This window comes from Streptomyces sp. NPDC001410, from assembly GCF_042895235.1.
Lineage (GTDB): Bacteria > Actinomycetota > Actinomycetes > Streptomycetales > Streptomycetaceae > Streptomyces.
The window spans coordinates 249,065-273,690 of the sequence record NZ_JBIAWE010000013.1; the positions used below are offsets into that span (position 1 = coordinate 249,065).

A 24,626-nucleotide genomic window follows, 5' to 3' on the forward strand; every position below is an offset into this window, starting at 1 on the left:
GGGGCTGCGAGAATCATGAAGATCCACAAGTACGACACCGTCATCGTCGGCGCCGGTGGCGCGGGCATGCGCGCCGCCATCGAGTCGACGAAGCGCAGCCGCACCGCGGTGCTGACCAAGCTCTACCCCACCCGCTCCCACACGGGCGCCGCGCAGGGCGGCATGGCCGCCGCGCTGGCCAACGTGGAGGAGGACAACTGGGAGTGGCACACCTTCGACACGGTCAAGGGCGGTGACTACCTGGTCGACCAGGACGCCGCCGAGATCCTGGCGAAGGAGGCCATCGACGCGGTCCTCGACCTGGAGAAGATGGGCCTGCCGTTCAACCGGACCCCGAAGGGCGAGATCGACCAGCGCCGCTTCGGCGGTCACAGCCGTAACCACGGCGAGGCCCCGGTCCGCCGCGCCTGCTACGCGGCCGACCGTACCGGCCACATGATCCTCCAGACGCTGTACCAGAACTGCGTCAAGGAGGGCGTGGAGTTCTTCAACGAGTTCTACGTCCTGGACCAGCTGATCACCGAGGTCGACGGCGTCAAGAAGTCGGCCGGCGTGGTGGCGTACGAGCTGGCCACCGGTGAGATCCACATCTTCCAGGCGAAGGCGGTCATCTACGCCTCCGGCGGCACCGGCAAGTTCTTCAAGGTGACGTCGAACGCCCACACGCTGACCGGTGACGGCCAGGCCGCCGTCTACCGCCGCGGTCTGCCGCTGGAGGACATGGAGTTCTTCCAGTTCCACCCGACCGGCATCTGGCGCATGGGCATCCTGCTGACGGAGGGCGCCCGTGGTGAGGGCGGCATCCTCCGCAACAAGGACGGCGAGCGCTTCATGGAGAAGTACGCGCCGGTCATGAAGGACCTCGCGTCCCGTGACGTCGTGTCCCGCTCCATCTACACGGAGATCCGCGAGGGCCGTGGCTGCGGTCCCGAGGGCGACCACGTCTACCTCGACCTCACGCACCTCCCGCCGGAGCAGCTGGACGCCAAGCTCCCGGACATCACGGAGTTCGCGCGCACCTACCTCGGCATCGAGCCCTACACGGACCCGATCCCGATCCAGCCGACCGCGCACTACGCGATGGGCGGCATCCCGACGAACGTCGAGGGTGAGGTCCTGGCGGACAACACCACCGTCGTCCCGGGTCTGTACGCGGCCGGCGAGGTCGCCTGCGTGTCCGTGCACGGTGCCAACCGCCTCGGCACCAACTCGCTGCTGGACATCAACGTGTTCGGCCGCCGTGCGGGCATCGCCGCCGCCGACTACTCCCACACGGTCGACTTCGTCGAGCTGCCGGAGAACCCGGAGGCCTTCGTCGTCGAGCAGATCGAGCAGCTGCGCAACTCCACCGGCACCGAGCGGGTCGCCCAGATCCGTCGCGAGCTGCAGGAGACCATGGACGCCAACGTCATGGTGTTCCGCACCGAGCAGACGATCAAGACGGCCGTCGAGAAGATCGCCGAGCTGCGCGAGCGCTACAAGAACGTGGCGATCCAGGACAAGGGCAAGCGGTTCAACACGGACCTGCTGGAGGCCATCGAGCTGGGCAACCTGCTCGAACTGGCCGAGGTCATGGCGGTGTCGGCCCTGGCCCGCAAGGAGTCCCGCGGCGGTCACTACCGCGAGGACTACCCGAACCGCGACGACGTCAACTTCATGCGCCACACGATGGCGTACCGCGAGGTCGGCGCCGACGGCTCGGAAACCGTCCGTCTCGACTACAAGCCGGTCGTCCAGACCCGCTACCAGCCGATGGAGCGTAAGTACTGATGGCAACTCCTGTTCTGGACAAGGTGGAGGCGGAGGCCGCGTCCTCTCCCTACATCACCGTCACCTTCCGGGTCCGCCGCTTCAACCCGGAGGTCTCGGCCGAGGCGACGTGGGAAGACTTCCAGCTGGAAATCGACCCGAAGGAGCGTGTCCTCGACGGTCTCCACAAGATCAAGTGGGACGTCGACGGCACCCTCACCTTCCGCCGTTCCTGCGCGCACGGCATCTGCGGCTCGGACGCGATGCGGATCAACGGCAAGAACCGCCTTGCCTGCAAGACGCTGATCAAGGACATCAACCCCGAGAAGCCGATCACGATCGAGCCCATCAAGGGCCTCACGGTCCTCAAGGACCTGGTCGTGGACATGGAGCCGTTCTTCCAGGCGTACCGGGACGTGATGCCGTTCCTGATCACGAAGGAGACGAACGAGCCGACGCGCGAGCGTCTGCAGTCCGCCGAGGACCGTGAGCGCTTCGACGACACGACGAAGTGCATCCTCTGCGCCGCCTGCACGTCCTCCTGCCCGGTGTTCTGGAACGACGGCCAGTACTTCGGTCCGGCCGCGATCGTGAACGCCCACCGCTTCATCTTCGACAGCCGTGACGAGGCGGGCGAGCAGCGCCTGGAGATCCTCAACGACCGGGACGGCGTGTGGCGTTGCCGCACGACCTTCAACTGCACGGACGCCTGCCCGCGCGGTATCGAGGTCACCAAGGCGATCGCCGAGGTGAAGAAGGCGCTGATCACGCGCCGCTTCTGACGTCGGCATCCGTACGTCCGTGAGGGCCCCGTTTCCGCTGGAGACGGGGCCCTCTGACGTGCGGAAACACGATCGGGTGAACGTGATCGCGCAGGACGCACGGCATGGTCCGCCCTACGATGATGGTCTCGACACCAGCCCACAGGAGGCACGTGATGTCCGCTGCAGCCGTCGAGCGGCCCTCTGGAGACCGTCCGCTGATCGCGGAAGCCAACCGGATCATGGAGCGCTTCCCGGGCTACCGCGTCGAGATCATCGGAGGCCAGATCCTCGTATCCCCGCCCCCGGACGGCGCCCACGCGCGCGCCCTGACGAAGCTGATGCGTCCCTTCATTGGTGCTGGGCTGGACGACGGCGAAACCGAGGTCCTCCAGGGCATCGGCCTCTGGCTCCCCGCCGGGGTCGAGGATTACGCGATTCCGGACCTCGTCGTCGTGGACGCCGACTTCGAGGAACACTTCGTCGAGAACAACTGCTACGACCCCGTCTGCTTCCGCCTGGTCCTGGAGGTCACCTCCAGCAACTACCGGACCGACCTGCGCACCAAGGTCGCCGCGTACGCGGAGGCGAAGGTCCCGGTCTACGTCATCGTCGACCGCAAGCACCAGCGCCTCCACGTCCTCACGGACCCCGCCGGGGACAAGTACGAGAACCACCGCCCCCACGCCCCCGGCGAGATGGTCGCCCTCCCCGACTCCCTCGGCGCCGGGGTCACCCTGGACGTCGCCGCCATCCTCACAGCGGGCCACCCTCGCCGCCCGTGAGCCCCTGAGGCTCGCTGCGTATCCCGGGCCGGGAACTGGCAGGATGATCCTTCCAACCGACAGATGCGGCCATCAGGGGGACGACAGCATGACCGAGCCGAATCCGCAGACCGGCGCGAACCAGTGGGGCCCCGGGCACGCTCCAGCGGCGCCCGCGCAGCCCCCGGCCTTCCCCGCACAGCCGCAGGGGACGCCGGCCTACGGATACCCGGCCCAGCCCCCGAGCGCGCCCGGCTACGGCTACCCCGCGCCCGTGGAGCAGCAGGGGTACGGGTTCCCGCACCAGCAGGCGGCTCCGGGCGCTCCTGGTGCTCCCGCGCCGATGGGCGGCGCCCCGCTGCTGACCCTCGGGGACATCACGGTGTTGGACGGACAGATCATCACTCCGGCCGGGCAGCTGCCGCTGCGGGGCGCGGTGTGGAACGCCACCGACATGTCGCACACCGAGGAGAAGATCCCGACACACGCCGTCGTGCTGGCGATCGTCTTCTTCCTCTTCTGCCTGCTCGGCCTGCTCTTCCTCCTGATGAAGGAGAAGAAGACCACGGGCTTCATCCAGGTCACCGTGACCAGCGCGGGCCGGCACCACTCCACGATGATCCCGGCGCACGGCCCGGACTCCTTCCCGGCCGTCATGGCACAGATCAACTACGCCCGCTCACTGAGCAGCATGTAGACCCGTCCCACCCTTCCAGAGGAGCCCCACCGAGCCCGCCTCGGTGGGGCTCCTCGCATCCGGACGCATTCCACTTAGTCTGACGACATGTCAGACAAAGAGTCGTACGAACTGCTCGGCTTCGACAACGTACTGCTGCCCGTCGGGGACCTCGGTGAGGCCGTCGGGTTCTACGAGCGGGCCGGATTCGCCGTCGGATTCCGGTTCGACGAGGCCGGGATCGCACTGCTGAAGGTCGGCGGCGAGACCCCCGGGATTCTGCTGCGCGTCGAGGACGGGCTGGGGCACAGGACGCCACTCTGGCCCTCGCCGCGCCTGTGGCTGGAGGTGCCGGACGCGCGGGCCGCGGCGCGGGAGCTGGCCGCCGCCGGAATCCCGCCGCTGGACGAGGTGTTCTCGGTGGCCACCGGCTGGACCGTCGAGATCGCCGACCCCTGGGGGAACGTCCTCGGCTTCACGGACTACACCAAACGCTCGGAACTGGCACGCAGGGCCTGATTCGGCCCTCACCAGCCCGGCGGGCGCGGTCCCGGAAACCTTTGTGTGCGCTTCCCCTCCAGATGATCTAAGGTCTGCCTGATTCGAGTGAGGGGCGGTTCAGGTGGGGCGTGGGGGACGGTTGGCGGTTGTGTGCGCAGCCGCGGTTCTGGCGCTGGTGGGGTGCGGTGGTCAGCAGCATGATTCTGCGCAGCAGCCGATGACTCCCTACGGGAGCATGGAGGAGGTTCCGGAGAAGCTCGACACGGACGGCACGACCATCACGGTCGGCGATCCGAAGGCAACCGTGACCGTGCACTTGTACGAGGATCCGCGCTGCCCGTTCTGCGAGCAGTTCGAGACCGGCGGTGGCGCCCCGGCGCTGGAGAACCAAACCGTGCAGCGGGCTGTAAAGACTGAGTACACCCTGGCCTCCTTCCTCGACGGCCGCCTGGGGGGCACCGGTTCGAAGAAGGCGGTCAACGCCCTGCGTGCCGCGCTGGATGAAGGGAAGTTCGCCGAGTACCACACCGTGCTGTACCAGTACCAGCCCGAAGAGTCCGTCGACGGCTTCACCGATGCCTACTTGCTTCAGCTGGCCAGCCAGGTGAAGGGCCTGCGCAGTGCGAGGTTCGATACGGCCGTGAAGTCAATGAAGTACCGCGACTTCGTGACCGCGTCCCAGAAGGCCTACGAGCGAGCCGGCGGGAAGAAGGCCCCAAAGGGACCGGGCACCCCAACCGTTGTGATCAACAACTTCCCGGTCCCGGTCGAACACAACGGCATACTCTTCAACCAGGCGATCTTCACCGAACTGCTCCAGCAGATTCATGCCCGGCCCTGGGAATGGGAGGGCACCATGCGTAGCCGTAACGACGGAAGCTGACACGGAACCGGCCCTGAGACGGGGGGGACCCGAGTCGGCGGTCGTCGTGTCGGCCCACCGCTGCTGATGCCTCTGCCCGAGGAGCCTTCCGAGACACCCCCGACGTCTACGCCCACCTCCGCCTCCGCCTCCGACGCCAGGCCATCGACACGCTGGGCGAGGGCCCTCGGCCCGACGGACCACGACTCCGATGACCCACCCGCCATCGCCGCGGCGCGCGCGGCAGCGAAGGCACGCTGCAGGCAGCGCAGGGTGGGGCGGGCTCGCTCAGTCGGCGGCACGGTGCTCCGTCTCGTCGACACCCCCGACGGCGTCGAGCTGCTTACGGCTCAGTCCAGCGAGCAGGGCCGCCCGGGAGGCACGGGTGCCGTCGAGGTGAGTCATCAGGTTCTGCATGCGGCGGCGCATCTCCTCGCGGCGGGCGTCAAGGTAGAACTGCACAGCTTCGGCCACCAGGTCCTTCTTCGTCATTCCGAGGAAGTTCGCGCCGGACGCGATCAGCTCGTCTATGGCCGGATCGACTTTCAAGGGAGCCTGCCTGCGTGTGGTGTTCGCGGCCATGGGAAACCTCCTCGCCTCACACGGCATGGCACCTCGGGTACCTCACGGCATCGATCTGTGCCCCCTTCGGTCCGCCTGTTCTTCCGTACCGCCGGTCATCGCCGGGTGTATCGGGCCACTCTGTATGCGGTTGCGCTGGTCGGCGCAATGGAGGTACGGGCATGGTGAGCCCGGCGGGTCAGCTGCGACTCCTGCCCTGGACCGGGCCGGAGGGCAAGCGGTGCTATCTCGCAGGCGACGGGCCCGGATACCTGTCCCGGCTCACGGACAACATGGAGTCGGCCCAGCTCGGCCTGGCCGGTGAACTCCTCCAGGAAGCACAACGTGTTCTTGACGGACGCCAGTGGACTCAGGATGAACTGCACCTGCTTGCAGTCCAGTTGACTGAAACCTTGACCGATGTCCATCGGGTCGCGATCAGCCGGGGCGAGCGCCTGCCTGCACCGGCCGACGCCTACGAAGACCTTGACGTCATCGACGACGAGGACGACCCGGACGCCCTGCAGCGCGCCTGACCTGTACACCGCTACACGCGTCCCCCTTCCGGCCGGACCGCCCGTCGTGTCCCGGCCGGAAGGGGCTACACGTCCGTCACCCAGTCAGGCATCCCCACCTATTCCTTGGGGTCGACGATCCTCACGTCCACCTTTCCGGAAAGACTGTTCAGCGCCTGAAGTTCGGCATCGCTGAGCCGACACTCCACGAGTCTCACTTCTCGCAGCCTTGGGAGTTCCTTCAGGATGTCGAAGCCCTCCAGCACCGTCGGGTTCGAGATCCACACTTTCACCAGGTTCGGGCTCGCAATATCGGAAAACCTAATGATTCCGTGGGGAGCGGTCGGCGACGCGGCGAGCAGCTTCACTTCCCGGAGCCCGTTCAGCGAACGCAGGGGAAGCGAATCGGCGACCGAGTAGTTGATTGACACGAACTCCTCCACGGCGGGGCATGATTCAGCTCCCGCCAGGGTTCCCGTCTGCCGGCGCCCTTCGAGATACACCGACGTAAGGTGCTCCGCTCCGCAGATCATCTCGAGGTCGGTTCCCCGCCATGTCCCGACGCGCAGTCGCTCCAGTCGCGGAAACCGGCTGGCCACGTCGACTCCGGGCCGATCGGTGAGGCAGAGAGCCCGCAGACGCGGCTGCACCGTCTCTGGGACCCTGCGGCGCGAGCCCGTCACCAGGGTGAGATCCTCAAGACCTTCGATGCGGAACGCCTCTAGGTCATCCGAGACCCTGGCTGTCAGGCTCAGGTAGCGCAAGCCCGGGAGATCACGGACGAACTCAAGGCTTCGAGGAGCCCAGTCAGCACCCGGGACCAGACTGAGACCGTCGAATCCACCCCTCCGATACCGTTCGACCGCCGCTTCCCCCCAGGGACCGTCGAAGCCCCCGTGCCATCGCATGACTTTGAATTCGTCGGTACTCACTGAACCTGCCCCATCTCACCGCGCCCCCGGAGAGTTGATCCTGTTGGCTAGATTACCGATGCCTCCCTCATAATCGATCCACTGACTCTCCATTTCGTACAACTCGGCATCGGTCGCATCGGGCATCTCCATCCATCCCAGAGCGCGTACGTCTTCTGAACGGTATCCCGCGTCGTGAAGCGCTCCACCCTTCCTGAACGCACCATGGAAGCGGTTATGGATGTCCGTTGCCTTTCCGACGTAGATCGTTCCGTCATCCATTTCGATCCGATACACGTCAGAGGTGTTCGGAAGGTCCATTCGCCCGCCGGGCGACAGGTGGCCGAATGTCCTGCAGCTTGTGTTGTGAACCAATACCGGCGTGTCACTGGCCAGCACATAGTACGTGTGCTACGCAACACCGCTCTACCTGCTTCTTTGCAGGTCAGTGGTTGTGCGGGGAAATCCGCGGGTGTTGCCGTCGCTACTGCCGTCAGCCGCTCGGGCCGCACGGTCGCGTTGCCGCTGGCGTGGTGTCGGCGCGAGGGGGCTCTACTGCCACGCGCCGGGCTCGGCGCGGACGAGGGCGCGGACGGTCTGCTCGTACAGTTCGTGACCGCTCTGGGCGCAGTGTCCGGCGATCCAGCGGGTGAGCTCGTCTGGGGTGTGCAGCGTGCCGGACGTGGCACCGCAGTTGCGCTCTTCGCCGGTGACACAGACCACCTCGATGGTCGGCAGCGCCAGAGGGTCGGGGACAGTGGTCACGTGGTACTCGCGGAAGCGGTAGCGCCCCCGAGAGGAATTGTGGACCGGTGCGCCGACGTTCGGGGAGTCAGGCATCCTCGGTCGCCTCTTCCTGATCCGGGATGCGCTGTCCGCGTGAAACCGCAACCCTGAGTGCGTCCCTCAGGGCTTCTGCCAACCGGCAGGCCAGCCAGCGGTATTCGCTCGCCGACAGGGCTTTCGTGCCGGGCGCCGTGGCGTCGCGGGCATACTCCAACAGTTCCTGGCCCATGCTGAGCTGTATCGTCTCGATGCTGTCGGCGAGGGCAGAGAGGTAGCTACGGCCGTCGCTGCTCAGGTAGCAGGGCTTCCCCTCCGGACTGGTCCACGGCAGTAAGCGGGGACCAGTCCGACCCGACGCGGCGTCGTACAACTCTCGACGCATGCGGTCGGCATCGCTCCTGGGCTGGCTCACTGGGCACCCCCGGCCTGGGTCACTGACGGTGGACACACTGACCGTAGGCACTGACTGTCCGTCACCCCAGGCGGGCGCCAGGATAGTTCGCGACTCATGGTTCACGAACTGCCACGCTGCGTGGCAGTTACCCGATGACGCCCAGGTAGTCGGCCATTTCACGCATCTCCGTCGTGAGAGTGCGCTTGCGCTTGCGCAGGATCTCCTTCATGGTCTCGGCGGCCCCGTTCTGGTGCCGCAGCCACTGCGGAGCGGCTTCCCTGGCACGGGTCAACTCGTCCATGGCAGCGGACAAGTCGCCGGTCCGGGTGTGGGCGCGCGCCACATCGAGGGTGAAGCGGTTCTCGTCGTTGGTGCTCGGCCTGCCCAAGCGCTTCCATGCCTTGGGTGACAACTCCTCCTGCTCGCCTGCCTTGCGCACCACCGCGCGGGCGTCGCCGATGACCAGGGAGTCTTCGAGTGCCTTGACCGCGACGGTGACCGGCCCGAAGACGGACCAGTGCCGGGAGACGTTGCGATGCGCCGTCCCGACCGCGGTTGCCGCGACCCGGGCGGCTTGACGGTACTCCTTCGCCTCATCGGGACGGTTGTTCCTCGCGGCTGCAGCGGCGGCCTCCATCGCCAGGCCGCCCCACACCGCGTAGTGGTCCGGCTCGGCCCCGGTGATCTTCGGCTCCACCGGGTCCATGCTCTGGGCGGCGACCTGTTCCGCCTCGTCCAAGCGGCCCTGGCGCACCAGGAGCCAGCACATGCAGCCGACGCCGGAGCCCGCCGCAAGCATGTCTCCGGCCTGACGGGCATCCATGATGGCGCCGCGCACAGCGGCGTACGCGATGTCGTACTGCCGTACCTGGGTGAGGTAGGTGCCGGCCAGACGCAGCGCCTCGGCGCGGGCCAGCAGGGCGTGCCGGTGCTCGTCCCCGCTGTCGTAGTAGGCGACGGCTTGTGCGGCATCACGCAGAAGGACTGGCAGTTGAGCCGCGACGCTCTTGTAGCTGTCGGAGAAGTACAACACCCGTGCGTCTTGCAGCGTCCGTCGGAACGTGCGCAGGTTCGGTTCCTCAGCCACGGCTTCGGCATCCTGGTCCACGAGTCCTACGGCCGGGGTGAGGGCGGCGCGGAGTTGGATCAGGTTGACGCGGTTCGGCTCTTCGGTCTGCCCGACGGGCTCCGGGGCATCGGATGCCATCAACGCGGCGGTGGTCACCCCCAGCGCGCGGGCAAGCATGTGCAGGGTCTCCATGCGGAGAGTGCCGCCCTGCTCGGCCTTGCGCACCGTGCCCGGGGATATTTCTGCGGCGTGGGCCAGTTCCTCCTGGCTCATTCCCGCCCGACGCCGGTACTTGCGGACGTTGTCGGCCAGCTCCGTAGTCATCAACTCACCACCTCCCACTCCACGGTACGCCCGGCCGGCACATCAACCGGAGGCGATCCGGCAGACATCCGCCCGGGGGTGGTACCCCAACGTTGCTGGCCGGGACTCCAGCAGGGTCGGGGCCTGAGCGGGAGGGGTCCCTCGTCAGTCGGGCAGCTTCGCCGTGCCAGGGTTCCCCAGGGGCCGCCAGGGCTCACACCGTGACGCTGGCGATCGGCCTTAGCGGCCCCGGAGGTTCCTGGTACGCCCCGGTGACCGGACGGCGAGGGACCCCTCCCGCGACCGCGAACCCCACACCACCGCCGGCCTGTCCGCGTCCGATCCGAGCGCCACCCACGTCGTCAGCCACTGGGACTACCAGGGCTCGGGCTACAGCCCCGGCGCAGCCCTCCTCGCCTCCCACCTGTGGCACCGCAGGGAAATGGAACGGCAGTTCGCGGCCGAAGGGGGCTGCTGATGCCCCGCCCTCTGTCCTCCACACGGAGGTGGACGCAGCCTCACCGACTTCATCCGCATCCGCCTCGAACAGGAAGCCACCTAATGACCACACCCCGCGACACCCCCACCTCCCGCCGTAGCCGCGCCAACGGAACCGTCTACCAGCGCAAGGACAGCCGGTGGGAAGACGCCGGATACGTGCTGGCCCCCGACAACACCCGCAAGCGCATCTGCGTCTACGGCACCACCAGGAAGGAGGCCCTGGCGAAGCTCACGGAGAAGATCGACGCCAGCAATCGCGGCGTCCCCATCGCCACCGCTCAGGGCGGCCTGGCCGCCTACCTGACCTACTGGTTGGAGAACGTCGCCGTCCACCAACTCCGCAAAACCACCCACACCCGCTACGCCGCCGTCGTCGAGCAATACCTCATACCGAGCCTGGGCGAGAAAAAGCCCGCCAAGCTCACCGCCAAGGACGTCCGCGCCTGGCTCAACCAGCTACGAACCGTCTGCCAGTGCTGCGCACGCGGCATCGACGCCGGACGCGCTCCCCACGCGCAGGCCAGTCGCCGTCCCCGCTGCTGCGCGATCGGCCAGTGCTGCCGCAAGTGCCTCTCCCCGCTCACGCTCGCCTACATCCACTCCGTGCTCAAATCCTCCCTGGAACGCGCCGTCCGCGAGGCGGAGATCCCGCGCAACGTCGCCCGCAACGTTCGCACTAGCCCCCCGACCTCGCCGTTTCAACCCCTTCACCAACAACGAAGCGCGCCAGTTCCTCGCTGCCGTCCAAGGCCACCGGTACGCCGCCCTGTTCGAGCTCGCCCTGCGCACCGGACTACGCAAGGGCGAACTCCTCGGCCTGCGCTGGGAAGACCTCGACCTCAACAACGCACCGCTGCCATCCGCCGCACCCTCCAGCGCACCCGCACCGGTGGCCTGGCCCCTCTGCCAACCAAGACCATCAGCTCCGAGCGGCGCATCGCGCTGCCGGCCGCCTGTGTCGCCTCGCTCCACGCGCACCGCGAGCGGCAAGTACAGGAGCAGGAGCAGGCTGGCACCGGATTGACCGAGCAGCGGCCACGTCTTCACGCGTCCCGACGGGCACCCGATCGAACCCGGCACCCTCACGCGGCACTTCAACGCCCTGCTCCAGCAGGCTGGGCTCCGACAGATCCGGTTTCACGACCTGAGGCACTCGACCGCGAGGCTCCTACTGGAACAGGGCGTCGAACTCGTCGTCATCAAAGAACTCCTCGGCCATGCACACATCGGCGTCACCGCCACCGTGTACGCCCACGTCCGACTCCGCCTCCAACGCGACGCCATCAACCTCCTCGGCCGTCCCCTCCACGACCTCGCGGAGCCTGACGAGGCGACGACCCACCACTTTGTGCAGCACCCGTCCGCTGACGTTGCCGTCAACTACTGCCGTCAGAGCCTCAGGAGCACCATAGCGGCCCCACCGGTAACAAATCCGGTGAGGCCGCTCGAAATCTGGACTCGATTACGGCTTAAGTGCCTTAGAAACCAAGAACTCCAGGAATTCTTGATTCTCAGGCACCACTTCCGCAGTTTCATGATCAAGGAAGGCCACCCGATCCAGGCAGACGCCATTCTCAACCATGAACCCCCAAAGATCTCCAGTGCCAACTGGAGAAAATGCCACGAAATTAGCATCCCACCAGCGTTCACTGTTGACGGACTGGAAATCCTCTACACTTCCTTGGCGCGGACCCAGCGGGAAGATGTCGAGGAATCCGAATCCACCGCCACCCACGGTTGCCATGAAACGCCTATAGGCGACAGGCAGGACTACTCGGAAGTTGGCCTCAATATCGGCGATTTCCTCTTCGGAGGCCCGCCATCCTTCAAAGTTTTCAAACCAGAATGGGTGAGTCGATCTGACCTGTTCAAGCAAGGTCTCAAACTCCGAGTAGTCCACTTCGTTCCAGCCCTTCTAGCCGCCGTCAGGGGCCTCCTAGAGCCTCCCTGGCCAGTTATCGAACCATGCCTCCGGACCGTAGGTGCTTCCCCAGCCTTGCTCCATCGAACGATACCACCAGTGCATCTGGGTATCTTGGCGGCGCATCAGGCTATCCACACCCTGATTAAAAGGGTTGCGGTGAATATCTGCATTGAGGTGGAAATCCTGATCCAGTTCATGGATCGGCGAGCCGGGCATCTGGTCAGCATGGTGAAGCTGAAGACGATCACCAAGCTGATTCGGGCGAAGTCCACGCGTTCCGCGCCCAATATCGTTCTTCGTCCAAGGCCCACTCACGCGCGTGGCATCATCCGTCGGACCATACCCGGTTCCTTCTGCACCATCATAATTCCCCAGCTTAGGGCAGACATTGTGCACAAGAATTGGCGTAGCCCCTGCCAGCGCATAGTACGTGTGCAGGTCCTCAACAGTGAGGTTGTACGTGCGTGCACGCGCTGAGAACGCCCGGTTCGCCTTGACTTCGACGGTTGAGCCGTCCGGCTTGCGCAGGTGCATACCGGCCGTGAGGTCGCCTGCCCTGACCCACTGGCCGAGTTCCGGGACCCAGAAGGGGTGCTCGTAGGTGGCCGTGAGGTGGCGTTCGCCCGTAGGTGTTTTGACTGTGAGGTCGTTGAAGTGTTTGTCATCCTCGGTGATGATCAGCCGCGTAACCTTGCGTGGACCGAATTCACCGGTTTCCGGGTCCGTGGCCCATACCTCATCGCCGACCCTGATGTCCTCGATGTTTTTCGAAGACTGATCCGCCAACAGAACCTTGGTGCCTGCCAGGAAACACTGATTGCACTTACCGGCACGAAGGTGAATTCCGCCGACGGAAATAGCGCCCGCCGGGCCTTCTCCGCCATCCGCGGCGGCGGCGACCCCGTTCCCAATGGACGCGCCTGCGCCCCAACTGAGCCCTGCGGGGCACTTTCTGCCAACTGCGAGGCAGGCAGCGCCCTTTGAGTTGTTGACGTTCGACGCATTTATGGGGAAGGACTGGTCGGTGCAGGCGTCACGGCCGTACAGGGAGCAGAGGGAGTCGAGCTCTTTGTAGAAGGCGTTTATGTATGCGGACGCCCTGTTCCATCGGGCGGATACCTTGACCGTGGGGTATACGCTGATGTATCCGTCACCGTCGTAGTCGTACTGGGCGCTGCCCTCGTCTTTCCAGGTGACCGTGGGGCGCTTGTCGGTGGCGTCACGGACGCAGCCACCAGGTTTGGTGCAGGGTGCCGACCCGCCGAGGTCCGCTGTGTTCATCAGACCGGTCGGGTCGCTCTTACTGACCGGGCTGTTGCTGCTGTAGGCGTACCCGTTCATCTGGAGCGGGTCCGCTATGTCGATGATCGGGTCGGCGGAGAGGAATCGACCGGTGCTCTGGTCGTACTCGCGGGCGCCGATGTGCGTCAGGCCGGTCGCCGTGTCGTCGATGCCGACGCCCAAGTAGCCCCGTTTGTTGGGCCAGTTCGACGGCTTCGGTCCGCGGAGTTCGCCGTAGGGCTTGAAGGCACGGCGCGTCACCGGCTGGGTGCCGGAGAGTTGGACGGTCGTGTTTGCCGTGCCGAGGTTGTCCGCGATGAGGGCGTTGAGCTGGTGGCCCGTCGTCGCGCCATTGCTGGTGGTGCGGACCACCGTCGGTGCGCCGACCTGGGGGTACGAGCGTGAGGCTCGGGTGATCGTGCCTGTCGCGTTCGTCGTCAGTTCCGTCTCGCCCAGGTACAGGGTGGAGCCGGACGAGGAGTTCTCCAGCAGGCGGTTGCCCGCGGCGTCGTAGACGTATGTCGTCGTTTCGCCGCCGCCGGTGATGGTGTCGAGCTTGTTGTCCGGGGACCAGTGGAGGTCTTGGGTGGTGTTGGGCAGGACGCTGAGCCGGGTGTTGCCGGTGTCGTCGTAGGTGTACGCGCTGCCCCTGCCGGACGGGGTGGAGCTGATGCTCGTGACCGTGTGCGGCTGCTTCGTGTAGGACGGGGAGGTGCCGTTTCCGGTGACCGTCTTGCCGTAGCCGTAGGTGTAGGAGACGTTCTTGGTCGCGTCCGCCGTGTCGTAATCGGTCATCGCGGCGCGGTTGCCGAGCCAGTCGAAGGTGAAGGACTGGCGGTAGGCGGTGGCACCGGTCGAGACCGTGGTGGTGTCGGGCGCCGCGTTCGCGAGGGTGGTGGACAGCGAGGTGTCAGGGCTGGTGGTGTCACCGGCCTCGTCCGGGGCGTCGGCGACGGGCCCGGAGGAGGTGGCGTAGTCGTCGCGGTAGCCCCAGGTGGCGCCGTTGGAGGCCTTGCAACCCGTGCCGCTGAGGCCAGGCGTGATCGTCGACGTCCAGGCGTGGACCAGCTCGCCCAGGACGTCATAGGTGAAGCACTGGTTGTCCCAGGTGTCGCCGCTCGCGTCGCTCAGCCTTCGGGCGTTGGACGTGATGGTGCCGGTGACGTCGTAGGAGTAGTAACTGTCGGTGGAGTGCCGGGGGCCGACGCTCTCCAGGTCGGTGACCGTGCGCTGGAGACGGCCCGTGTGGGGGTCGACGAAGTTGGTCGTCCAGACGCGGGAGGGCTGCGAGCCGGAGACGACACGCAGGGGTTCGCCATACGGCGAGTACGTGACGTCGGCCGTGTACCAGGTCTGGCCGGAGGTGGACTCGGGAAGGCCCTCGGAGTCGTAGCGGGTGACGACCTTTTCCTTCGCCAGGCCGCCGACGGCGGGCAGCGTGACCGATTGCGGCTTGCCGGTGGGTGTGTAGGCGTAGGAGTAGGCGTAGGTCCCGGACAGGCCGGTGGTCATCGAGTTGGCCGGGATGACCGTTTCGGAGCCGATCGGGTTGTAGTCGGCGTCGTAGCCGGTGACGCGGTTGATGTAGTCGCCGCTGTCGGTGTGCCGGATGGAGCTTCCCGGTTGGCCGATACCGCTGCGGGCGTCGTCGTACGTGTACTCCTTGACCGGGGTGGACGTCGCCGAGCCGTACCGGATGTACTTCACGCGGCCGAGCAGGTCGTACTCGGTGAATGTCTCCTGCTGTTCGGCGTTCTTCGTGTGGTTGGGGCGGTCCGCGTCGTCGTACCAGGTGTGCGTGGTTCCGGTGTCGGGGTCGGTCGAGGAGGTGACCCGGCCGCGGGCGTCGTAGGTGTACGACCAGACATTGCCCCCGGGATCGGTGATCTTGCTGCGGTTGCCGCGCGCGTCGTACTCGTAGCCCGTCGTCCGACCGGTCTCCGAGCCGGAGGCGTCCCTCGTGAGGTGCTTCACGGAGATGACCCGGCCGACCGCGTCGTAGGAGGTGAGGGTGGTGGGGGCTGTCGAGCCCGGTGGGTTCACCCGTGTGCTGGTGAAGTCGTAATCGGTGGAGGTGGCGTACTTGTAGCGGCCGGCCTGGTAGACGGAGGCACGTACGTCGCGCTCCATGCCGTCGTAACGGTGCTGGACAGAGCTGGGGATCAACGTGTTGGACCGTGGGGCGAACAGCTGGGTGTCCGGTTCGCCCTTGGCCAGGTACGGACTGGTCTGCTCGAAGACCAGTCCATGGTCGTCGTACGTTGTGTCGACGACGACCCGGCCAGGCCCGTGTGCCTCGCTCTGCGTCTGGACCTCACGTGACAAGCCGTCGTAGAGGGTGACCTGGCTGGAGTAGGTACCGTCGTCCTTCAGCGTCTTGACCGTGACGGCGGCGGGTCGGTTCTCCTTGCTCGTGGCGATGGCCGGCTGATAGTCGATCACGACGTTCGGTGACTGGGCGCCGGACGAGCGGGACGCCGACCAGCCCTTGACCAGGCGACCAAGAGCGTCGTACTCGTTGCGGGTGACGCGACCGTTGGGGTCGGTGACGGTGAGCGGGAGGCCACGACCGGGATCGAAGGTCGTCTTCGTGGCCTGCTCCTTGGCGTTGATCGCCGTCACCTCGGTGACAGGACCGCCCGCCGCGGGGGTGTACTGCGTCGTGACCGTTCCCGCGCCCGGCTTCGTGACCGTGAGCACACGGCCCAGGTCGTCGTACGTCGTGTCGGTGACGACGGAGTACGAGGTGCCCGATCCGCCGATCTCGGCCACGGACGTGGGACGGCCCTTGGTCGGTGTCGCACCGTTGGCGAGGTTGTCGTAGCTGATCTGCTGCGCCGACTTCAGCTGAGTGGCGGGGTTGGCGGTGGAGTAGTCGGCGCACGACGTGGCCGTGGTGCGCTGTTCCTTGGGCAGGCCGATCAGCCAGGCGGTCGTGTTGTGGACGTACGACGTCACCGTGCAGGTCTGGTCGGAGAGTGTCTCGCCGGTGCTGTTTGGCTTGACGACGGCCGTCTCGACCTGGATGGGCAGGCCATATGTGTCGTCGACTGTGGTGAGGGTGCGAACGGATCGCGTGCCGCCGTCGTCATCGATGGTCTGGATGTCGTCCGTGCGCTTGACGCCCATGCGGTAGGCGACGAGCGGATCCGCGTCGGTCCCGTCCTCGTTCTCCCGGGCGCGGGACGCGGTCTGCTTGGACCAGGGGTAGTTCAGCGTGCGCTTGAGGGCCGGGCCCGCAGAGTCACGGTAGGTGATGGTCTCCGCGGTCATGCCGGCGTACTGCGGGGCGTCGTCGGCGAGCAGTGTGCGCTCGTTCTTGGAGTCCTTGACCTCGCCGCCGGTGCCCTGGAAGTAGCGGGCGACAGAGTAGGACTGCGGATTGACCTCGCCCGGGCCGGGGACGGTCTTGCTGCCCTTGGTGACCGAGACCTGGCGGTATCCGCGCCAGTCGCTGTACGTGCGCAGGGAAGGGCGGGTGAACTCGTCGTCGCTCTTGGACCAGGCCGGCGCCGAGTAGCCGTACTTGGTGATGACGGGCTTGCCGTGTGAGGTGACCTTGTCGGTCTCGGTGACCGAGTGGACGACGTACTTGTTGAACCACGCCTTGGCGGGGGTCTTCTCGTCGCCGTCCGGGGACCAGCGGACCGGGTAGCAGGTGCCGTTGGCCTTGCCCTTGTCCTCCGTGGGTTCGGTCCGGCAGCCACCGGTGTACTCGACCTCGATGTCGCCGCCATATTCGGTGGAGACGGTGCCGATGCGCGGACGGGTGAAGCCCGGCCGCTGGTCGTTCTTGTCGGTGCGGACAAGGTTCGGCAACTGCCGGTCCTTGAGCCAGATCCGCAGGGGCGACGTGGAGCCCACGGTGTAAGGGGCAAAGCTCACACCGTCCTTGGACTGAAGGGTGCCGGTGCTGTCGCCAGGGCTGTAGCCGGTGCGGGTGATCGAGTTCAGCCACAGGCCAGGGGCGGTGTCGTACCAGTCCGCCGGGAAGGACTGGTGCAAGGTGTAGACGTCCACCTTGCCCAGGGCTTGCTGTCCGGCGCGGGCGGCCTTCGTGGTCACCGTGTCCAGGCGCATCTGCGTCCAGAAGGACGGGAAGGCTGGGCACAGCTTGGACGTGGACTTGCAGTTGAGGTTGCCGGGGGTGTCCCACCAGGGCCGGTAGGCGCCCGGGTCGCTGGTCTTGTCGAAGTTGTCCGGGTCGCAGGCGGTCGCGGACTTCAGGCAGCGCTGTTCGGCGCCGAGCTCGACAACGGCGGACGGCTTGGTGAGGCTGTCCGGACGCATGCCGTACTCGATCGTGGTCGGGTACTGCGCACGGTCGTACTGCTCGGGCGACTTGAACTTCTTGCGGACGGCGTAGTAGTTCGTCTCCTGCTTGTAGTTGACGATCATGGCGTTGCCATTGACGTCGACTACCTTGTCCAGGCCCCAGCGCCACGCCTGCTGCTTGCCCGAACCACAGCGCGAGTCCGCGAAGGAATCGGCGTGGCAAGGCTCGCCAGGGTGGTTGCCGAAGACCGGGACGGTGGAGACGGAGTTGGTGTCGGCGTGGCCGCCGCCGACCTGGTTGAGGCCGTAGTAGAACTGGGTGCCGCCCGGTGTGGTGACCACCCAGTATTCGCCGTTGTTGTCGTCGTTGCCGCCGCCGACGCGGTGCTCGACGCGGGTCCCGTCGTCCTGCTGGGGCCGGTAGAACTCGCTGTCCTTCTCCGGGTCACTACCGGAGCCGGCGTCGCGGACCAGTTCTGTCGTCTTCCCGGCGAGCGACATCACGGCGTTGTACGACACCCAGCACAGGTCGGACGTCTTGTCCTTCTTGGCCGTGTTGTTGGGGGTGCCGGCCTTCAGCTGCTTCCGGTCGTCCTGACAGGAGCGGTAGCGGCGCTCGATGTATCCGGGGTCGTACGACCACCCCTCACCGATCCACGAGGACTGCCCGGAGGAGACGGCCGTACGCCCGTCCACCGACTGCGAGTTGTAGTTGAACGAGATCGCGGGCGCGGGTCCGGCGGGCGGGCTGGGTACCGTCAGCGGGTAGGACCACGTGAACGCGCCGGACGAACCTCCGGCCTCCCACTTGCCGTCCGAGGCGAGCGGCGTCGCCTTGAAGGTGCCGCCCCCACCCCTACCGGAGTCGACGGCTCCGACGACTGCGGTACTCGGGCCGGCGGCCACGGGAGTCGCCGCCGTGGTCTTGTGGTAGGACGCCTGGAACACTCCCGAGCTCCCGGACGGCGCGGACTTCGCCGAGGCTGGTGTCACCGTGGCGTCGGCCGCCGGGTCGATGGTGGCGGTCAGGGACTGCGACGCCGTGTCGTTGGCCGTGTCCAGTTCCTCGTACTCCTGGCACGCCTCGTCATCCGGGGTCGTCAGATAGCAGTCGGGGAACTGGACGAGCCGCAGCCGTGAGGCCCAGTCGGCACCGTAGAGGTTCTTGAACTTGGAGTAGTCGAGCTTCACCGACACCGGGACCGAGCCGGTGTCGGGACCCTGCACCACCATGACCGCCCCGTCGACCCCCTGACTCACCGGCGCCGCACGATCGGGAATGGAGACCTGCCATGTACCGGTCGGGGCTGGCTGGTCCGGGGCCTGGCCCAGGCTCACCGGCAGGGTGCCGACAGGGCTCAGCGCAATCTGCTCGACCGACGTGGCGGTGGTGCGGGCGGATGCGGTCGTGGTTGTGGAGCCGAAAGTGACCGAAGCCGACAGATTCGATGGCGGAGCCACGGTGTTCGCAGGAGCGGAGAGCAGTTCCTTGGGAATGTCTGCCCTGAGGCTGTCCACCTTTGGCCTGACCTTTAGGCCAGGCACTGGCACATCCTTCTCCAGCGCCTCGAGGTCCACCGTCTCGCGCCCGACTTCCGCCGTCTTCGGATCCGGCGGCAGCGCCAGCGCCTGGGCGGGCAGCAGCCCGACCAGGAGCGCCGCGGCAGTCAGCGGCACAGCGCTGCGCGTAAGGCGGCGCGTGCGGGTCAGGAAGAGTCGATCGAACACGGCGAAGTCCCCCCGGACCACTGGAAGCGGGACCGGAGACAGGCCACGCGTGACTGCGTATCAAACAACGGGGATTCTGTGATCAACCTGTGAGTGAATACCAGGGATGAGTGGACGATGTGAAGATCGTCACGGCGCGTAATGACTCGCCATGTATCGAATAGGAGCGAACCTGCGAGAAACGCCTAGGTATGGCACTTGCCGGGCTCTCAAGAGTTATTGGGCATAGCGTTACCCAGGCCGCATATGAGGCCTCAACTTGTATTTAAAGGTGGGGATTTGATCAGTGTGTCGCCGCTCGGCAGTCGTCCGGCACTGTGCCCCCGCCCATGCGCTGGAGCAGGAACGGCGGCAGCTGACTCCTCGAACACGACTCGTCCACAGGATGACGACAGGTTGCACATAGGTCATCATCTGCGAGCCCGAGCCGAGCTCTTCATGCGCCGGCTCCAAGGGGGAACGAGGGGGAAGGGGAACTCGGTCGATGACACCCAACTGGCGCCGCAGACCCGGCGGTCGGACCGGCGCTGTACTGCTCGCGAGCGCGTTGGCCGCAACCGGCATCGTCTACGCGGGACTGCGGCTGGACAGCGGCACAGCCCCCGCCGACAGCCATCACCGACCGCACGCCGGGGCCGTCACCGAGAGCGCTGCCCTCACGCAAGCGGCTCGGACGGGCAAGAACGTGGAGGTCACCGCAGCTCGCACCGCTTCCTCCACCACCTGGGCCCGCCCCGACGGGCTCATGCAGAAGCGGCTCTACTCCTCCCCCATCCGTGCGAAGGTGGGAGGCGAGTGGAAGGCGATCGACCCCGGGCTGCACCGGACGAAGGCAGGGTGGGAGCCGAAGGCGACCAACACCCGCGTGGTCTTCTCAGCAGGCTCCGGCTCCCGCGCAACCGGTCAACAGCACGCCGACCGCTCCACCGTGCGCCGCGTCTCGCTGCTGAAGGGTGAGGCGGCCGACTCGGGAACGCCGCTGGTCACCCTGCACGTCGGTGACCACGACATCCAGCTCACCTGGCCCGGCCCGGTCCCCAGTCCGATCATCGACGGCAATCGCGCCCTGTACCCGGACATCTTTCCGGGCGGCGATCTCGTACTCACCGCCGACGACGACGGTTTCGCCCAGCTGGTCGTGCTGAAGAACCGCGAGGCCGCCTCGGATCCACATGCGCAGCAGCTGGCCTACGGCCTGCACTCCGCCGACCTGACCTTCCGGCTCAACCCGGTCACCGGCATCGTCAGCGCGGAGGACGAGAGCGGTGACGAGGTTGCCGTGTCCCCCACGCCGCTGATGTGGGACAGCAGCGGCACACCCGCTGTCACCGACGGCACCGTGGGTGCGAGCGTTCAGCCGACCGAGCCCGAGACGCCCGACCCGGTGGACACCAGCAGCCCGATGCCCAGCGACAGCCCCACCGCCGACGACACAGCCGAGCCCGACGAGCAGAGCAACACCGACGTCGAGACCCTAAGCCCGGCCAGTGACGGTCCCGAGCCTTCGATATCCGAGTCCCCGCTGCCCCCCGCGCCGGCGGAACCGACGCCTGACCCGACACAGACAGGCTCGGCGGCCACCCTGAGCCTGCCCCTGCTGGACGGCCCCTCGCCCGACTCGCGCGGATCGCTGGTCGACGCCGACCTGTCCGCGGGGAACTGGACCCTCACCCCGGACCAGGACTTCCTGACCGACCCGGACACCACGTTCCCGGTGTTCATCGACCCCTCGGTCAAGAAGCACATCCTGCACTGGACCACCGCGTACAACCGTTTCCCGAAAGCCACGTTCTACGACGGCAAAGGCTTCAACAAGGGCGGCTCCCACGAAGCCCGCGTCGGCTTCGAGTCCGACACCTGGGGCACCTCCCGGTCCTACTTCAACATCAACTTCGATCCGGACCTGAAGGGCACAAAGATCACCCGCGCGAAGCTGCGCATGCTGGAGACCTACGCCTGGTCGTGCAGTGAACGTTCCATGAGTGTGCACCTGACCGGAGAGGTCAACGCGCACACCAACTGGAGCAACGCACCCAAGCTCCACGACGGCAACAAGCTCGCCACCAAGAGCTTCGCGCACGGCTGGAAAGCGTCCAGCTGCCACGATGCCTACGAAGCCTTCGATGTCAAGGACGGAGCACAGGATGCCGCCGACGACGGTGACGACACCATCACCTTCGGACTGCGCGCCCGTGACGAGCACTCCCAGTACGCGTGGAAGAAGTTCCAGGCCGACCTCGACAACGCCCCCGTCCTCGAACTCGTCTACAACCGCAAGCCGGCCATCGTGTCCAACTCCCTCGACCTCGGCCCGGACGGCAAGTGCACCACCACCACCCCGTATGTCCGCATGGGCTCCGATGACTTGACGTTCACCGCGAAGGCCACCGACAAGGACAAGAACCTCGACTACTTCGACTTCGACCTGTGGCAGACCGGCCAGTGGGACACCACCGGCGACCTGCTGAAGTCGACCGGCAAGGTCTCCGCGGGCGGCGATACGGACAGCGCGCTGCGCACCACGCCGAAGTTCTCCACCAGCGGCCTGAAGAGCGGGGCCACCTACTCCTGGCGGGTACGGGCGCTGGACGACGCCGGCTCCACGTCCTCCTGGTACCCGAAGACACCGTGCCGGTTCGTCCTCGACACCACCGCACCCCGCCCGCCGAAGGTCAGCTCCACCGACTTCCCCAACGCCGACGGCAGCGAGAACGGCTTCGGCAACGACGCCGAGGACGCCAACTGGTCCGCCAAGAAGTTCGGCACGCCCGGCTCGTTCACCGTGCGGGCCCTGAACACCGACGTCGTGCGGTACGAGTACGGATTCAACTCCGCCTATTACACCGGCAGTCTGGCCCGGGTCAGCGGTACGGCCACCACGGTCAGCGCCACCATGAGCGGCGCCAAGCCGCCGACCGCCGGCCCCAACGTGCTCTACGTCCGTGCCGTGGACAGCGCCGGCAATGTCTCCGAGCCGACGAAATACTTCTTCTACGTCGCCCCGCGCGACCAGGGCGACACCCCCGGCGACTTCACCGGTGACAAGCTGCCGGACATGATGGTGGTCACGGAGGGCGGGAACCTCTCCCTGTACCCGTCACAGTCCACGTCCGACCTGTCCAAGGGATCGGGCGACCTTGACTACTCGATGCGGGGCGCCTATCGAGCCAACCCCGAAAAGGATCCGAACGGTGACGACCTTGCCCCGTACGTGTCCGCGCCCAGCGGCCACTTCAAGGACGCGCTGATCACCCACAACGGTGACCTCTACGGCGGCGACGGCCTCCAGGACCTGGTCGTCCGCGTCGAGGGCAAGCTCTGGGTCTATCCCGGTGACGGCTACGGGGCCGTCAACGTCGACCGCCGGCGGGAGATCCTGCTCCCGGCGGGCGCCCCCAGTCCCTCGGCCATGACCCAGATCGTGGCCGCGGGCGACGCGACCGGCGACGGGCGCACCGACTTCTTCGCCACCGTCAGGAACAGCGCCGGAACGGACGACGAGCTGTGGGCCCTCATCGGATACCACGGCGCGACCGTCGACCAGGCGATCAGGCTGTCCGCTTCCGCCTGGAAGGACCGCGACCTGGTGACCGTCCTGGACGTCAGCGGCGACGGCGTCACCGACATCATCTATCGCACCGACGTCTCCTCGCGGCTGATGCTCCGCAAGGGCATCGCGGCGAGCACCGGCGGCGGAACGGACCTGAACTCCCTGGCCGCAGGCGCGAACTCCGCCGGGGGCATGGACACCGAGTACGGCGCCAACGGCTGGTCCAGCACCAGCATCCCGCTGCTGATGGGCACGCCCGACGCCAACGGAGATTCCGTCCCCGACATATGGGCCGTAAAGTCCGATGGCTCTGTGCGGTTCTACGCGGGCAGTAAGACCGTTCTGCTCGGCTCCGGTACGGAGATCATTGGTCCGGCGAGTTACTGGAAGACACGCCTCGCCATCGGCTGACACCTGAGGCCAACGAAGGGCGTCCGCTCCCCTGGGGGGCGGGCGCCCTTCGGCATCGGAGGGGGCTGAGGTCCGGCACGCCGCAATCAGTTGAACATGTTCAAAAGCAGGGCTACAGTCATGCCCGTCAGCGTTTTGAACGCGTTCAAGAAGGGGTGGGGCATGGACCGCACCGTCATCGCCTACGTCATCTACCTGGTCGTCAGCATCGGTCTGACCGTATGGGTGGCGCGCACGCTCAGCCGCAACGGCCGGGTCTTCCTCGGCGACGTGCTGCACGGCAACGAGAAGCTCGCGGACGCCGTCAACCACCTTCTGGTGGTCGGCTTCTACCTCGTCAACCTCGGCTTCGTGGCGCTGTACCTGAGTGGGGACGAAACGATCGAGGACACCCGCGGCATCTTCGAGGCCCTGTCGACGAAGCTCGGCGTGGTCCTGCTGGTGCTCGGCGTGATGCACCTGGGCAACGTGTACGTGCTCAACAAGATCCGGCGGCGCGGGATCATGGAGCGTGAGCAGCAGCCTCCGGTGCACCCGCAGGGCTGGATGCCGCCGACGGCCGGGGTGTGACCACCGTGACCACCGTGACCACCACGGGGGACCGGGACGCCACGGGCGTCCCGGTCCGCAGGCTCACCGTCCTTTACGACGCCGAGTGCGCCCTCTGCACCCATCTGCGCGACTGGCTGGTACGGCAGCCGCAGCTGGTGCCGCTGGAGCTGGTGCCGGCCGGATCCGCCGAGGCCCGCAGGCGCTACCCGGGGCTCGACCACGCCGCCACCCTCGACGAGATCACCGTGATCGGCGACTCCGGCCAGGTCTACCAGGGCTCCCGGGCCTGGATCGTCGTCCTGTGGGCCCTGCGCGAACACCGCCCGCTCGCCCACAAACTGAGCACCCCGGCCGGGGCCAAGCTGGCCCGGGGTGCGGCGCTGGCGGCCGCGAAGTGGCGAGGCGCGCTGTGGGGCGGCGCACAGCGGGGTGGTGCGCAGTGGGGTGGGGCGTCCTACCGGCGGGCGGACGGGTGGGCGTACCACCCGGGCACGGGCTGGAGTTACAACCCGCCGTCCTGTTCAGACGGTGCCTGCCCGACTGGTTAGGCTC

20 protein-coding genes and 2 pseudogenes are annotated in these 24,626 nt (G+C 66.8%); 13 read left to right on the forward strand and 9 right to left on the reverse strand.

Annotation, left to right across the window (positions count from 1 at the left end):
- The first annotated feature begins 15 nt into the window (after window positions 1–15).
- The 6 genes from sdhA (at window position 16) to ACFY3C_RS28550 (ending at window position 5,334) form a co-directional block, all read left to right on the forward strand.
- Window positions 16–1,770, forward strand: coding sequence for a succinate dehydrogenase flavoprotein subunit (gene sdhA, locus ACFY3C_RS28525; RefSeq protein ID WP_390772747.1), 1,755 nt, complete (start codon window positions 16–18; stop codon window positions 1,768–1,770).
- On the forward strand, window positions 1,770–2,531 hold the full coding sequence (locus ACFY3C_RS28530) for a succinate dehydrogenase iron-sulfur subunit (RefSeq protein WP_390772748.1): 762 nt from the start codon (window positions 1,770–1,772) through the stop codon (window positions 2,529–2,531). Before sdhA ends, ACFY3C_RS28530 begins: the two co-directional genes overlap by 1 nt.
- A gap of 155 nt (window positions 2,532–2,686) precedes the next feature.
- Window positions 2,687–3,295 (forward strand): Uma2 family endonuclease, encoded by a 609-nt coding sequence (locus ACFY3C_RS28535; protein ID WP_390772749.1) that lies wholly within the window; start codon window positions 2,687–2,689, stop codon window positions 3,293–3,295.
- Window positions 3,296–3,383: 88 nt separating this feature from the next.
- Window positions 3,384–3,971, forward strand: coding sequence for a hypothetical protein (locus ACFY3C_RS28540; protein WP_390772750.1), 588 nt, complete (start codon window positions 3,384–3,386; stop codon window positions 3,969–3,971).
- Between the two features lie 87 nt (window positions 3,972–4,058).
- Window positions 4,059–4,469, forward strand: coding sequence for a VOC family protein (locus ACFY3C_RS28545; protein WP_390772751.1), 411 nt, complete (start codon window positions 4,059–4,061; stop codon window positions 4,467–4,469).
- Between the two features lie 217 nt (window positions 4,470–4,686).
- A complete protein-coding gene (locus ACFY3C_RS28550) occupies window positions 4,687–5,334 on the forward strand; it encodes a DsbA family protein (RefSeq protein WP_390772752.1) in 648 nt (215 codons plus the stop codon).
- A gap of 267 nt (window positions 5,335–5,601) precedes the next feature.
- On the opposite strand, the gene ACFY3C_RS28555 is transcribed toward ACFY3C_RS28550, so the two are convergent.
- Window positions 5,602–5,895 carry a hypothetical protein gene (locus ACFY3C_RS28555; protein ID WP_390772753.1) on the reverse strand — a complete coding sequence of 98 codons (294 nt, stop codon included), beginning with the start codon at window positions 5,893–5,895 and terminating at the stop codon, window positions 5,602–5,604.
- A 161-nt stretch (window positions 5,896–6,056) separates the two neighbouring features.
- Between ACFY3C_RS28555 and ACFY3C_RS28560 the strand changes: the two genes are divergently transcribed.
- Window positions 6,057–6,410 (forward strand): hypothetical protein, encoded by a 354-nt coding sequence (locus ACFY3C_RS28560; protein ID WP_390772754.1) that lies wholly within the window; start codon window positions 6,057–6,059, stop codon window positions 6,408–6,410.
- Between the two features lie 98 nt (window positions 6,411–6,508).
- On the opposite strand, the gene ACFY3C_RS28565 is transcribed toward ACFY3C_RS28560, so the two are convergent.
- From ACFY3C_RS28565 to ACFY3C_RS28585, 5 genes are all read right to left on the reverse strand, one after another.
- Window positions 6,509–7,321: a hypothetical protein gene (locus tag ACFY3C_RS28565; protein WP_390772755.1), complete on the reverse strand. Its 813-nt coding sequence runs from the start codon at window positions 7,319–7,321 to the stop codon at window positions 6,509–6,511.
- A 15-nt stretch (window positions 7,322–7,336) separates the two neighbouring features.
- The gene (locus tag ACFY3C_RS28570; protein WP_390772756.1) at window positions 7,337–7,699 is read right to left on the reverse strand and encodes a GIY-YIG nuclease family protein; all 363 of its coding nucleotides are present in this window, start codon (window positions 7,697–7,699) and stop codon (window positions 7,337–7,339) included.
- A 153-nt stretch (window positions 7,700–7,852) separates the two neighbouring features.
- A complete protein-coding gene (locus ACFY3C_RS28575) occupies window positions 7,853–8,140 on the reverse strand; it encodes a hypothetical protein (RefSeq protein WP_390772757.1) in 288 nt (95 codons plus the stop codon).
- Window positions 8,133–8,468 carry a hypothetical protein gene (locus tag ACFY3C_RS28580; protein WP_390772790.1) on the reverse strand — a complete coding sequence of 112 codons (336 nt, stop codon included), beginning with the start codon at window positions 8,466–8,468 and terminating at the stop codon, window positions 8,133–8,135. The genes ACFY3C_RS28575 and ACFY3C_RS28580 overlap by 8 nt, the downstream gene beginning before the upstream one ends.
- A 157-nt stretch (window positions 8,469–8,625) precedes the next feature.
- Entirely contained in the window at window positions 8,626–9,873 is a 1,248-nt protein-coding gene (locus ACFY3C_RS28585; protein WP_390772758.1) for a helix-turn-helix domain-containing protein, read from the reverse strand.
- Between the two features lie 540 nt (window positions 9,874–10,413).
- Here ACFY3C_RS28585 and ACFY3C_RS28590 point away from each other — a divergent pair.
- The 3 genes and pseudogenes from ACFY3C_RS28590 to ACFY3C_RS28600 all read left to right on the forward strand — a co-directional run.
- Window positions 10,414–10,752: pseudogene (locus ACFY3C_RS28590) on the forward strand (site-specific integrase); the annotation flags it as partial.
- A 367-nt stretch (window positions 10,753–11,119) separates the two neighbouring features.
- Window positions 11,120–11,377, forward strand: a complete 258-nt coding sequence (locus ACFY3C_RS28595; protein WP_390772791.1) for a hypothetical protein — start codon at window positions 11,120–11,122, stop codon at window positions 11,375–11,377.
- Window positions 11,378–11,419: 42 nt separating this feature from the next.
- Window positions 11,420–11,554: pseudogene (locus ACFY3C_RS28600) on the forward strand (tyrosine-type recombinase/integrase); the annotation flags it as partial.
- Here ACFY3C_RS28600 and ACFY3C_RS28605 read toward each other — a convergent pair.
- The 3 genes from ACFY3C_RS28605 to ACFY3C_RS28615 all read right to left on the reverse strand — a co-directional run bounded on the left by ACFY3C_RS28605 (window position 11,522) and on the right by ACFY3C_RS28615 (window position 19,510).
- Window positions 11,522–11,710 (reverse strand): hypothetical protein, encoded by a 189-nt coding sequence (locus ACFY3C_RS28605; RefSeq protein ID WP_390772795.1) that lies wholly within the window; start codon window positions 11,708–11,710, stop codon window positions 11,522–11,524. The pseudogene ACFY3C_RS28600 and the gene ACFY3C_RS28605 overlap by 33 nt on opposite strands.
- A gap of 105 nt (window positions 11,711–11,815) precedes the next feature.
- Window positions 11,816–12,253, reverse strand: coding sequence for an SMI1/KNR4 family protein (locus ACFY3C_RS28610; protein ID WP_390772759.1), 438 nt, complete (start codon window positions 12,251–12,253; stop codon window positions 11,816–11,818).
- Window positions 12,254–12,289: 36 nt separating this feature from the next.
- The gene (locus ACFY3C_RS28615; protein WP_390772760.1) at window positions 12,290–19,510 is read right to left on the reverse strand and encodes a polymorphic toxin-type HINT domain-containing protein; all 7,221 of its coding nucleotides are present in this window, start codon (window positions 19,508–19,510) and stop codon (window positions 12,290–12,292) included.
- Window positions 19,511–20,045: 535 nt separating this feature from the next.
- Between ACFY3C_RS28615 and ACFY3C_RS28620 the strand changes: the two genes are divergently transcribed.
- The 3 genes from ACFY3C_RS28620 (at window position 20,046) to ACFY3C_RS28630 (ending at window position 24,622) form a co-directional block, all read left to right on the forward strand.
- The gene (locus ACFY3C_RS28620; RefSeq protein ID WP_390772761.1) at window positions 20,046–23,522 is read left to right on the forward strand and encodes a DNRLRE domain-containing protein; all 3,477 of its coding nucleotides are present in this window, start codon (window positions 20,046–20,048) and stop codon (window positions 23,520–23,522) included.
- Between the two features lie 162 nt (window positions 23,523–23,684).
- A complete protein-coding gene (locus tag ACFY3C_RS28625) occupies window positions 23,685–24,092 on the forward strand; it encodes a hypothetical protein (RefSeq protein WP_390772762.1) in 408 nt (135 codons plus the stop codon).
- Between the two features lie 14 nt (window positions 24,093–24,106).
- A complete protein-coding gene (locus ACFY3C_RS28630) occupies window positions 24,107–24,622 on the forward strand; it encodes a thiol-disulfide oxidoreductase DCC family protein (protein WP_390772763.1) in 516 nt (171 codons plus the stop codon).
- Window positions 24,623–24,626: the final 4 nt, after the last annotated feature.